Origin of the sequence: Streptomyces sp. MUSC 14, from assembly GCF_001866675.1 — a bacterium.
Lineage (GTDB): Bacteria > Actinomycetota > Actinomycetes > Streptomycetales > Streptomycetaceae > Streptomyces.
Map to the genome: position 1 here is coordinate 1 of NZ_MLYN01000041.1, position 11,469 is coordinate 11,469.

Below are 11,469 nucleotides of genomic sequence, written 5' to 3' on the forward strand. Positions count from 1 at the left end.
GCCACCGCCGCCGCACCCTCCGACGCCCCCCCGACGACCCCGACCGGACGCCCGTCCCCGACCCCCACCCCACGCTCGCGCACGGTGGAGCCGTCGACGTACCCGGCACGCTCCGCGACCCCTTCCGCCGCCGGTACCCGCCCATGACCCACGCCCGGCCTCCTGGCGGGCGTGTGACCGGACGGCCGGACGGTGCCCGGGTCACGCCGTCAGCTCGTGCTCCCGCGTCTCCGGGGCGCGCAGCGCCGCGGCCACGGTGAGCGCCGACAGCACCAGCAGATACGCGCACACCAGCCACGGCTGCCTGGACGCGACCAGGTACAGCGAGGTGGCCAGCAGCGGGAGCAGCCCGCCCCCCAGCACCGCTCCGGTCTGATAGCCGAGGGAGGCGCCGCTCATCCGGACACCGGTGCGGAACAGTTCGCTGAACCAGGCCGCCTGAGGGCCGAACATGGCGTCATGGAAGACGTTCACGCCGATCAGCACGGCGATCCCGGTCAGCACGGGTGACCCCGTGTCCACGAGGAGGAAGAACGGTACGACGTACAGCGCACTGCCCACCGCGCCGAACAGGAACACGGGTCTGCGCCCGAACCGGTCCGACAGCGCTCCCCACCCCGGGGTGCTGAGCATGCTGAGCGCCGCGCTGACCGTGATGACGGCGACACCGAGGCCCTTGCCGTGGTGGCCGTGGTCGGTGAGGTAGAAGAGCACGAAGACGGTGTAGAAGTACGAGACGGCCGTCTGGGACACCCGCATGCCGACGGCCAGGGCCAGCGGGCCCCGATGGTGGCGCAGCGTGTCGTACACCGGCCGCTCGACCGGGGACGCGGCCGTGAACCGTGCCGAGTCGTCGATCGTGGTCCGCAGCACCATCCCGATGACGACCAGCACGAGACTGGACAGGAACAGCACCCGCCAGCCCCAGAGGGCGAACTGGCGGTCGTCCAGCAGCCCTTGGGTCAGCGCGAACGCGCCGGAGGACAGCAGCAGCCCCAGCGAGGAGCCCGACATCGCGAAGCCGCCCCACAGCCCGCGCCGCGCCGACCGGGCGCTCTCCACGGTGAGCACGGCGGCTCCGCCCTGCTCCGCACCGACCGCGAGCCCCTGGACGACGCGCAGCACCACCATCAGCACCGGCGCGAGCAGTCCGGCCTGCCGGTACGTGGGCAGAGCGCCGACCAGGGCACTGGCCAGGCCCATCGTGAACAGGGACACCACCAGGACGGGCTTGCGCCCCCACCGGTCCCCGAAGTGCCCGGCCGCCGCGGCACCGAGCGGCCGCGCGGCGAACCCGACGGCGTAGGTGGCGAAGGCCGCCAGGATCCCGGCGACCGGATCGAGGGAGGAGAAGAACAGCTTGTTGAAGACCAGCGCGGTGGCGGTGCCGTAGAGGTAGAAGTCGTACCACTCGACGGCGGAGCCGATCATGCTCGCCACCGCGATGCGCCCGGTGGCGGCCGACCGGTGCGCGGCCGGCGGGGCGGCCGGCACGTCGGAGGCCGACGTGGGTCCGGCGAGGATGTCCTGGGTCATGGTCCGTCCTGAGGGGTCCGTGGATCGCGGGGCCCGGCGGCGGTCGCCTTCCGGTCGAAGTGCTGTGCGGGTACGGCGATGTAGACGGCCGCCGCGCTCGCCGCGACGGGCCCGTCCGCACCGCCGACGTACAGGTCTGCGGTGGCGTAGGCCTTCCGGCCCGCTACGGCCGTACAGTGCGCCCGCACCCGCAGCAACTCGCCGAGCGGCACCGGCGCGAGGAACTGGACCTCCAGTCGCCCGGTGACATTGGGCCGGTTGAGCGCGCGCCACACCGCCAGGCTGGTGGCCTCGTCGAGTACCGCGGCCACGATGCCGCCGTGCGCGATACCGGGAGCCCCCTGATGCAGCTGGCCGAGAGTCAGCTCGGCGACGATGCCCCGCTCGTCCTCCTCGACGGGGTGCAGGCCGAGACCGGGAGCGGGCCCGCACCCGAAGCAGGAGGGATGGTCCGGCAGATGCGGCACCCGTACCCGCGGTTCACCGAGGAGCAGCGGCGAGGACGGCGGCCGGGCCCCGCCGGGCGGCACGGCCCGCTCGGACGCCGCGCCCACCGCGTACTCACCGTGTACCGCCTGCCGCGTCATGCGCTCTCTCCTTGCCGTTGCAGAGGCGGCGCGACGGCGGGGAGCGGCCGGGCGCGCTCCAGGGCCCGCAGCACCGGGGCCGACAGCAGTGCGGCGGCGCTGAACACGGCGGTCAGCAGCAGCCAGCCGCGCGGGCCCAGCGCCACCACCGCGGTGACGGCGAGCGGCCCCAGCACCGCCTGCACGGTGACACCGAGGTTGAAGACCGACAGGTACTCCGCGCGCCGTCCCTCGGGCGCGTGGTCCACCGGCAGCGCCCAGCCCGCGATCGACTGCCACAGCTCGCCCGCCGTCAGCGTGCCGACCGCCAGCACCAGCAGTACCAGCGCCCCGGCCCGGCCCGGACCCGCGCTCAGGGCCATCAGTACCCCGGTCGCGGCCAGCAGCCAGGCCGCCCACCGCAGGGAGCGGCGGTTGCGGCCCTCCTGCCGCGGATCGCGGCTGAAGCGGACCTGCAGCCCGATCACCAGCGCGGTGTTCAGCGCGAACAGCAGGGGAACCGAGGCCACCGGCGCCGAGGTGTGCCGCACCACCCACAGCGGCAGACCCACGTTCAGCATCGTCTGGTGCAGCACCAGCACCCCGTTGAGCCCGGTCACCGCGAGGAACCGCCGGTCGCCCAGCCCCCGCGGCAGCCGGCTGCGGCGCGGGCCGGGCACGGCGGGGCCGCCCGCCCGGCGGGGCACCGCCACCGTCCGCAGCAGCAACGCGGCGACGACGTAGGACACGGCGTTGCCCAGCAGCAGCACCCGGAACGTCCACAGCTCGTGCACGGCCATCAACGGCGTGGCCAGCAGTGCGCCGAGCGCATAGCCGACATTGCGTACGGTGCGGATCCGGGCCATGGCACCGACCTGCTCGGCACCGCCCATCAGATCAGCCACCACCGCCTGGATCATGGGCGGCGCGGACCGCTCGGCCATCGTCATCAAGGAGCACACCGCGGCGAAGGCGAGCGGCCCGTGGACGAACGCCAGCGCCGTGAACGCGGCCGCCAGCCACAGCTGAAGCCCGATCAGCACCGGCCGCGCCCCGCACCGGTCGGCCAGCAGACCGACGGGCACCGTGGCGAGGAACCCGGCGCCCCCGGCGAGGGCCAGCCCCATCCCCAGCTGCGCCGGGGACAGCCCCACGCCCTGGACGAAGTACACCGTGCCGCCCGCCAGATACAGCCCGGTCCCCAGCGAGTCCAGCAGCGAGACCACGGTGAACACACGCCCGGGGCGCCCGCCGCGGCCCGGTCCGCTCCCGGGGCGCGGGCCCGTGAAAGGCAGACCACGCAGGCTCATGAGAGGTAGAACCCGTTCGGCTCCAGCGAGCGCAGCCGCTCGTAGTCCTCCCGCACCGCCCGTGCGGAGTCCGCTGCCAGATAGACGAAACCGGGAGAGGTGGCGAGGTCCACCGTCCGCGCCACCGTCCCACCCGCGGACACCCGGCTGACCAGCCCGTCGAACGTCTCCAGCCGGCGCAGCTTCTCCCGCCAGGTGTCCGAGGCCGCCCCGCCCGCGCGATCGCTGATCAGCGAGACCCAGCGCACCGCCTTGGACCAGCGCACGGCCGACTCCTCGAACGCGGCGAAACCGGCCGGATCGAGCAGCGACAGCGTCAGCAGCCGCACCTGCGACATGCCCGCGTACTTCAGCGACACATCCGGCAGCACCCCGCCGCACAGCCGCGCCCCGGTCTCCAGCAGCACCGGACCGGCGGCGGTCACCCGCAGCTCGCTGTGCCCGGCACCGTTGCGGACGCCCAGCGCGTCCAGCACCTGCCGCACATAGGACACCACCGCGGCGACGCCCGGGGCGTCGTACGACAGCGGCTCCTGGAAGTCGTACAGGCACGCCCCGTCCGGGCCCGGCAGCCGTACCGAACGCCACACCTCGACGACTCTGTGATCTCCGTCCCGGGAGACGGAGTTGACCAGATACTCCTCGCCGTCGAGGTAGTCCTGCACCAGCGCCACACCGTTCGGCTCGCCGAAGAAGTTCGGCGCGTCCAGCACCGTACGGCAGGCCGCGGCCACCTCGGCCGCGGTGCCGCACACCCACACGTTGTCGCTGCCCGCGCTGGACGGCGGCTTGACCACCACCCGGCCGCCCGGCCGGCCCGCGAACCAGGCCACGCCCTCGTCCGGGTCGGACACCGAGACGTCCTCGGCGGCGGCCAGGCCGGCCGCGCGCAGCGCCCGCGCCATCGCCGGCTTGTCGCGCCGCGCGTCCGCCGACTCCGGCCGGTTTCCCGGGAGTCGGAGCAACTCGTTCAGCCGGTCGGCCAGCAGCACCCCCGACTCGGTCCCGGCCACGACCCGGTGCACGCCCAGCTCCGCCAGCGCCGCGGCCGCCGCCTCCGGCCGGGGGAACCAGCCCAGGTCGCGGTCGTAGGCGCGGGCGTCGAACGCCCGGACGTACACGGCGGGCGGATGCTCCTGGCTGCGCACATGGACGCAGGAGGCTCCCGCCCGGTTGAGGTCCTCGACCAGGAAACGGGAGGTCGAGTAGCCGTCCACGATGGCGATTCTCATGCTGGTGTCCTTCTTCGTGGGGGAGGGGCGGGCGCGGGCGCTACGGCAGCAGCCGGACGGTGACCGTCTTGGGCCGCTGGTACTCGTGCAGGGCGAGGACGCTCAGGTCGGTGCCCTGGCCGGAGCCCCGCCGTCCGCCGTGCGGGAGTTCGGCCGTCTGCACCAGGTGGCAGTTGACCCAGGCCTCGCCGGCGTCGAGCCGGCCCGCGAGGTCGAGCCCGCGGGACAGGTCACGGGTCCACACGCTGGCCGCGAGCGCCTGCGGCACACCGTGGGCGATGTCGAGCGCGTGCTCCACGTCCCGGGCCGGCTGCACCGTCAGCAGCGGTCCGAAGACCTCCTCCAGCAGTGCCGGACTGTCCTCGGGCAGATCGGCCAGCACCCGCGCACCGCGCCAGAAGCCGCCCTCCTCGCCGGAGACCGGGGCCACGGCGGCGGCCACGTCGTGCTTGGCACCCGAGGCGGCCGCGATACGGTCGTAACGGGCCGCCTGCGCAGGGTTGTTGAGCGGGCCGAAGTCCCGTCCGGCGAGCCGCGCGGACATCGCCTCGGTCAGTGACTCCACCGCCCGCTCGTAACCGTCGCCCACCGCGATCACACGGGCCGGGACGGCACAGCTCTGCCCCGCGTTGTAGACACAGGCATCCGCGAGGGCCGCCCAGGTCTGCCCGGGTGCGTCGGGCAGCACGATCACCGGGCTGTTCCCGCCGAGTTCGAGGCTGACCGGCCGGATCCCGGCCCGCGCGGCGACGTCCGCGCCGGCCGCCGCGCTGCCGGTGAAGGCGATCAGGTCGACGTCGGCGCCGACCAGCAGCCGTCCGGTCTCCCGGTCACCCGGTACCGCGCGCAGCACCCCCGCCCCGAGGGCCTCCTCGGCGTGCTCGGCGAGCAGGGCCAGCGTGTCCGGTGTGCTCTCGGCCGGCTTGGCGACCACGCAGTTGCCGGCGGCGAGCGCCGGCGCGCACCGCCAGGCGGCCATCATCAGCGGGTAGTTCCACGGCACGATCGCGGCCACCACACCGACCGGCTCCCAGCGCACCCAGCTCTCGTGGCCGTCGATCAGTGATCCGGCCGCAGGCGAGGTGCCCGTCCTCGCGGCCCACGCGTAGAACCGGAACAGGCCGGCCGCCTCGGCGACCTCACCGGCCGCCTCCCGGGCCGGTTTTCCGGTACCGGCCCGCTCCCGCTCGACATACGCCCCGGCATGCTCCTCGATCAGTGCCGCCAGCCGCTCCAGCCGGTGCGCGCGCTCCCTGGGGACCAGCCGCCCCCAGGCCGCGAAGGCGCTCCGGGCGGCGGCCACCGCACCGGTCACCTCCCCGGTCCGGCCCGGGACCAGCTCCCCGCGGACCCGGCCGGTGCGCGGGTCGAGAAGGGGCAGCGCGGCGACGGCGCTCACCGGGAGGTCCGGGTGGCGCAGTCGCGGCACGGGCAGTGCGGACAGTCCAGGGCGTGCAGCCGCTCCGGCACGACGGCGGACACGTCGCAGATCAGACAGGTCAGGTCGCCGTCCGGCGCGATGACCTCCTCGTACGGCACCGGCGCCATGCGGTCCTCGGCGTCGATCTCCTTGTGCGGCGAGCCCACGGCCACGATCACGTGGTCGGTGATGGCGCCGACCGCGTGCGGGACCTCGCCCTCGACCAGGTAGACCTGGCCCGCCCGGGTCGGGTACACGCGGCCGTCGTAGGTGATGGTGCCCTCGCCGCCGACGACGATCAGGATGTGGTGGCCGGGGTGGGTGTGCGGCACGAACCCGGTGCCCGCGGGCAGCCGGATCACATCGGCGCCCACCGAGCCGTTGGACACCAGCGCCTGACCGGTCGCCGGGGAGCCGTGCACATCGACCGGGCGCGGGCCGTGGTCGATGTGCAACTGGGTGGAGCCTTCCTCGACCAGGCTCATGGCCCAGTCGACGATCGTCAGCCGCTGCGGCGCGTCGGCCGGCACGGTCGCGGAGCGGGGGGCGTGGGTGGTGAGCATGCGGACTCCTTGATGCATCGAGTGTCGGGCTTCGGATCGGGAAGAGACGGTCCGGCGGGAGGAGCGGCAGCGGGTGGGACGGCGGGCGCCGTGCCGTCAAGCGGGTGGTGTCCCGCCCCAGACGACACCGCCCAGGTCGTACGGTCCGGCGCGCAGGGCGGAGAAGCCGACCTCACCGAATCCGGCATCGCGCAGCAGGTCGAGCCACTCCCACCGGGTACGGAAGCCGCCCCGGTCCCACCAGCCGTCGAAGAGGCAGAACAGGAAGTCCAGCGCCCACGGAGTGCCGTCGGGGGTGGTGGGGCTCGCCCCTTCCGCCAGCAGGAGCCGGCCGCCGTCCGTGAGCAGCGTCCGCAACCGACGCAGGGTCGCCGCCTTGTCCGCCACGCAGTGCACGACGTTGGTGGCCAGAACCGTGTCGAACCCGCCGAGCCCCGCCGGGGGTTCGGCGTCGAGATCAAGGACGATGCCCCGCCCCTGCCAGGTACCCCGGGCCACCAGCTCGGGCAGCCGGTCCGACCAGACGAAGTCGCCGTCGACCAGCGGGGCGACACGGGAGGTGGTGTTGCCCACGCCGGCCCCGACCTCCAGGACGCGCCCGGTCAACAGGCCGCCGGCGGTCAGGACGCGTGTGATCAGCTCCGGGTAGCGGTCCATCGGCCACTCGGTCATCAGCCGTTTCCACAGCCCCGGGTGCCGCCGCATCAACTCCTCGCCCGAGCAGGCCCCCCGGGCGAACTCCGGCCAGCCCTCGACCAGCGCGTCCAGCGCGTCGTGCGCGGCGCTGCGCACCGGTGCGGCCCCGTTCTCGGTGGTCCCGGTCCCGCCCACCGCGGCCGTCAGCGCCAGCGCCTGGCACCGCAGCTGGGCGGCCTGGGCGGTGGCGGGCCGTACGGGACTGTCGACGACGGCACGCGCGGCCGCGGCGGCGTAGCGCAGCAACTCCTCGTAGCGCCCGGCACCGTCCCGCAGCGCGGCCAGCCGGCGGCCCATCACCGCACGCCGCGGCTTGCCCGTGTCCGTCGCCAGATACCCCCCGGTCCCGGCCACCACCGGACGCGGGAAGCCGCCCTCGTACGCCGCCCGCAGCCCGGCGGGCGAGGCGTCCGGCGCGATCAGCCCGAACTCCTCGCCGTAGGCGGGCTCGTCCACCGCGACCGCCACGACCCGCCCGTCCAGCCCGCGCCCGCGCCAGCGCTGCTCGATCTCCAGCGGGTGGTACTTCTCGCCGCCGCGGTTCACCCGGTCGTCGCGCCGCCCCTTCAGGACGAGGAAACCGTCCCGTTCCTCGCCCATGTCGCCGGTGCGCAGCCAGCCGTCGTCCGTCAGGACCCGGGCGGTGGCCTGCGGATCCTCCCAGTAGCCGCGCATCCGGTCCGGCGTACGGATCCACACCTCCCCGTCCTCCAGGCGCAGTTCGGTGCCCTCCAGGGGCAGCCCCACCGGCGGCTGGTGCGCGACGTACTGCTCGCGGAAGTCCGCGCTGTCCAGCAGCGGCATGACGAAGCTGAAGTTCACCGCCTCCGTCAGCCCGTAGCCCTGGCGGAGCCGGGGCCCGTAGGCGTCGTGGAACCGGCGGGCGAGGTCGCTGGTGAGGGGCGCCGCGGCGGTGATGAGGTACTCCAGCCCGTCCGGCCACGGCGGCCGGGCCCGCACCAGTTCGTGCAGCAGGGCCGGTGCGATCGACGCGGTACGCGCGCCGGCGGCCCGGAGTTCCTTGACATAGCGGTCCGGCTCGAAGGGCTGGGAGACGACGAGCGGCGCGCCGGTGGCCAGGGTTCCGGTCAGCGACATGACGATGGCGTTGCAGTGGTACAGCGGCAGACACGTGCCGTGCGGCCGGGCGGGCGAGAAACCGTGCAGCCGGGCGGTCTTGAGCGCGTTGCCGAGGAGAGCGTCCCGGCCGAGCCTGACCCCTTTGGGGCGCCCGGTGGAGCCCGAGGTGAACATGATGTACGCGAGCCCCTCCGCCTCGGGATGTGCGGGCTCCCCGCCCAGCTCGCGCGGCCGCAGGGCGGGACCGTCGAGCACGAGGGACGCGTCCACCCGCTCGGCCGTCCGGGCCAGCTCCGCGTCGGTGCACCGCGGCGAGAGCGGGACGCTGACGAGCTCCCGCTCGAAGCAGGCCGTCAACGCCTCGGCCAGCCCCTGTCCACTGGGACATCGCAGCACCACGCGGGCGCCCGCCTCCAGCCCCGCCAGCACCGGCCGCCATGAAGTCATCGGCACATCAACCCTTCTGAATGTCCGTCAGCCACTGAGGACCGGTGAGGGGGCCGCCGTCCCGGCGGGCGTGCGCGGCAGACACCGCAGCCACCGCGGCAACTGCTCGGCCAGGTACGGCTCGTACGCCGCGTCGATCCGCTGTCCGCCCGACGTCTGCAGTCCGGGCGTCTCGGTCAGCTCCCGGTCACCGATCACACAGAACAGCGGCTGCCAGTCGCGGCGCAGCCGGCCGATCCTGGCCCGCACCGGCCGCCGGAACTCCAGGTCCACGGCCGTGCGCACCTCCCGCGTCCACAGCGAGCCGGCCAGCTCGTACGCCCGGCCGACGTGCTTCTCGGCCAGCGGGACGAACGCGACCTGCACGGCGGCCAGTTCGGCCGGAATCTCCTTCGGCCCCAGTCCCGCCAGACCCCGTCCGAGGACCAACGGCAGCATCCGTGAGCCGCCCATGGCGACACAGGCGTGAATGATCGCGGGGAATTCCCCGTCGGCCAGCCGGATCCCGAACCGGGGCCCATTGATCTCGTCCAGCTGGATGTTCTGCAGCATCACCGCGTCATAGCCGGAGGACACCAGGATCCCGGTCTTCTGCGCGTAGTATTTCGGATGCGCCGGCAGCCGCCGTACGACCGTGATCCCGGCCGCGTTCTTCGCCGCCTGGCGGTAGAAGTCATCGGTGTCCTGTGTGGTGCCGACCACCGAGTCGAGAACGTGCACGTAATCCCGGCCGAACCAGAAAGCGGTGGACTCGGCCGCCAGCGCCAGCGCGTGCAGGTACTGTTCGGCGGCGGATTCAGGCGCGGCCAGGACATGCACGTCGGGCACCGTGAACTGCCGCCTGCGCTGGATGTTCGTCTCGCCCGACCGGAACCGGCGGAACACCGGCTGCGGGCTGTACATCGCGTACGGCAGCCGCTCCCGGTCCAGCGTGGTGTCCTGCAGCCAGGAGAACAGGTTGGGGTCCGCCGCGTAGCTCAGCCGGAACCCACCGCCCTTCTCGGTCAGCTCGAACATCCGCTGCTGGGCCGCGTAATCGGCGGTCAGCTCGGTCATCGCCGGACCCGATCCGTCGAAGACGAGCGGGAAGTGCACCGGGTGGACGTCCAGCGCTGCCAGATGCGGGGCGTTGAAGGCGTCCACGCCCGCCTCGAAGAGGGCACCCCGGGGCAGCGTCGTCAGGAACCCCCGCGGCACCCCGCGCCGGCTGATCAGTTCCAGCGCCTCCGCGGTCCGCATCACCTCGTCCCGCGCGCAGCGGTGCTCCGGATCCCCGTCGGCCAGCATGCGCAGCGCCGAGTTTCCCGAATCGAGGGAAGTCAGCACCTCCTTGTACCCGGACTCCGGCCCCTGCCACAGTAGTTCGCCGGAATCCCCGAGAATCCGGACGTCAACCGCCTGCCCCATTGATCCTCTCCCCTGGAATTCGACACACCGGGCCACGAAAACCGGCACGGCCAACGAGAGGCTAGGAGGAATCGCATGACGACGGCCAGCAAACCGAACCGCGACTGCACCGGTCCTCAAGCGGTCCTCATTCCCCGCACCTCACTGGAATCCCGCTGGAGCCGTCATGGAGCACCGTTGATCCGCCGCACACCACTCCCGTAACTTCCCAGGAGAACCGACCAGGAGAACCGAGCGCCGGCGGGGCTTTCGACACAGGAGGCGGGAAACCATGGCCGTCACGTCTTCCCATACAGCCGAAGAGACCCTGCGACCGCCGACCCGACTGGCCGCGCTCGTCGAGGACACGGACACCTTCCACGGCGAGGCCTGGGGTGTCACCACCGCGTTCCTGCCGTCCCGGTTCCGGCCCGGCCTGCTCACCCGCGACGGGATCAGGTCCCGCATCGACACCGGCCTGCCCGCCCTCCCGGGCACCGGCGCCGTCCCGTCACACACCGGCGCCGTCCCGTCACACACCGGCGCCGCCCCGGAACCCGCGGCCCCCCGAACCCGGGGCACCAGGAACAGCACCTTCTTCCTGGACCATCCCGAGCGGTACGAGACCTGGATCGCGGACCTGCTCACCAATCTGAGCGACGACCTCGCCACCCGCGTCCGCGCGACCCTCGTGCTCGGCGCCCCCGACGCCGTCCGCCGTGCGGCCTTCACACCCGGCACCGGCACGGACGGCACCCACGTCCACCACACCCCGGAGCACCTGTTCGTCCTCCAGCTCGACGGACAGACCCACTGGAACACCAAGGCTCCCGAGACCGGCACTGCGGCCGAGCAGGACCCCTGGGCAACCGTCACCCTCACCGCCGGCGACGCCCTCTACCTGCCCGCGGGCCAGCCCTACACGGCCACGGTCCGTGCGGGCGGCTCACTGCACCTGCTGCTCACCGCCGAACAACCCAGCGCCCCGGCCGTGGCGGCCCGCGCGATCACCAGCTTCCTCGGCACCACGGCCGCGCGCACCGTCCCCGGGACCTCCCCGGCCACGGCCCACCACGAACGCCTGGCCTGGCTCCGCACCGCCCTCGCCGGCTACCTCGCCCCGAACGAACTGACCACCCTGCTCCACGCCTCGGAAACCTCGGGCGTGACGACGACGGCATCGAGCCGGCAGACGGCGGCCGAGCCCGGACCGAGCCGGAGCTGACGGACGAG

General features: G+C 73.6%; 9 protein-coding genes. 1 reads left to right on the plus strand and 8 read right to left on the minus strand.

Annotation, left to right across the window (positions count from 1 at the left end):
* Positions 1 to 201: 201 nt before the first annotated feature.
* The 8 genes from BIV25_RS25995 to BIV25_RS26030 all read right to left on the minus strand — a co-directional run bounded on the left by BIV25_RS25995 (position 202) and on the right by BIV25_RS26030 (position 10,257).
* On the minus strand, positions 202 to 1,536 hold the full coding sequence (locus BIV25_RS25995) for an MFS transporter (protein WP_071374846.1): 1,335 nt from the start codon (positions 1,534 to 1,536) through the stop codon (positions 202 to 204).
* Positions 1,533 to 2,123 carry a PaaI family thioesterase gene (locus tag BIV25_RS26000; protein ID WP_071374847.1) on the minus strand — a complete coding sequence of 197 codons (591 nt, stop codon included), beginning with the start codon at positions 2,121 to 2,123 and terminating at the stop codon, positions 1,533 to 1,535. Before BIV25_RS26000 ends, BIV25_RS25995 begins: the two co-directional genes overlap by 4 nt.
* Positions 2,120 to 3,337 carry an MFS transporter gene (locus tag BIV25_RS26005; protein WP_177235417.1) on the minus strand — a complete coding sequence of 406 codons (1,218 nt, stop codon included), beginning with the start codon at positions 3,335 to 3,337 and terminating at the stop codon, positions 2,120 to 2,122. Before BIV25_RS26005 ends, BIV25_RS26000 begins: the two co-directional genes overlap by 4 nt.
* Before the next feature lie 71 nt (positions 3,338 to 3,408).
* Positions 3,409 to 4,644, minus strand: a complete 1,236-nt coding sequence (locus BIV25_RS26010; RefSeq protein WP_071374848.1) for an ATP-grasp domain-containing protein — start codon at positions 4,642 to 4,644, stop codon at positions 3,409 to 3,411.
* A 40-nt stretch (positions 4,645 to 4,684) separates the two neighbouring features.
* On the minus strand, positions 4,685 to 6,043 hold the full coding sequence (locus BIV25_RS26015) for an aldehyde dehydrogenase family protein (RefSeq protein ID WP_256256071.1): 1,359 nt from the start codon (positions 6,041 to 6,043) through the stop codon (positions 4,685 to 4,687).
* Positions 6,040 to 6,627, minus strand: coding sequence for a cupin domain-containing protein (locus BIV25_RS26020; RefSeq protein WP_071374849.1), 588 nt, complete (start codon positions 6,625 to 6,627; stop codon positions 6,040 to 6,042). The genes BIV25_RS26015 and BIV25_RS26020 overlap by 4 nt, the downstream gene beginning before the upstream one ends.
* Positions 6,628 to 6,723: 96 nt before the next feature.
* Complete coding sequence (locus tag BIV25_RS26025) at positions 6,724 to 8,850, minus strand: AMP-binding protein (RefSeq protein WP_079176891.1); 2,127 nt, start codon at positions 8,848 to 8,850, stop codon at positions 6,724 to 6,726.
* Positions 8,851 to 8,877: 27 nt separating this feature from the next.
* Complete coding sequence (locus BIV25_RS26030) at positions 8,878 to 10,257, minus strand: His/Gly/Thr/Pro-type tRNA ligase C-terminal domain-containing protein (RefSeq protein ID WP_071374851.1); 1,380 nt, start codon at positions 10,255 to 10,257, stop codon at positions 8,878 to 8,880.
* Positions 10,258 to 10,528: 271 nt separating this feature from the next.
* Here BIV25_RS26030 and BIV25_RS26035 point away from each other — a divergent pair, with 271 nt between their 5' ends.
* Complete coding sequence (locus BIV25_RS26035; protein ID WP_071374852.1) at positions 10,529 to 11,461, plus strand: JmjC domain-containing protein; 933 nt, start codon at positions 10,529 to 10,531, stop codon at positions 11,459 to 11,461.
* Positions 11,462 to 11,469 lie beyond the last annotated feature (8 nt).

Bases quoted from the DNA above. Each gene is read 5' to 3' on its own strand.
- BIV25_RS26025 (WP_079176891.1), bottom strand. From the start codon at position 8,850: ATGACTTCATGGCGGCCGGTGCTGGCGGGGCTGGAGGCGGGCGCCCGC.
- BIV25_RS26020 (WP_071374849.1), bottom strand. From the start codon at position 6,627: ATGCTCACCACCCACGCCCCCCGCTCCGCGACCGTGCCGGCCGACGCG.
- BIV25_RS26030 (WP_071374851.1), bottom strand. From the start codon at position 10,257: ATGGGGCAGGCGGTTGACGTCCGGATTCTCGGGGATTCCGGCGAACTA.
- BIV25_RS26035 (WP_071374852.1), top strand. From the start codon at position 10,529: ATGGCCGTCACGTCTTCCCATACAGCCGAAGAGACCCTGCGACCGCCG.
- BIV25_RS26010 (WP_071374848.1), bottom strand. From the start codon at position 4,644: ATGAGAATCGCCATCGTGGACGGCTACTCGACCTCCCGTTTCCTGGTC.
- BIV25_RS25995 (WP_071374846.1), bottom strand. From the start codon at position 1,536: ATGACCCAGGACATCCTCGCCGGACCCACGTCGGCCTCCGACGTGCCG.
- BIV25_RS26000 (WP_071374847.1), bottom strand. From the start codon at position 2,123: ATGACGCGGCAGGCGGTACACGGTGAGTACGCGGTGGGCGCGGCGTCC.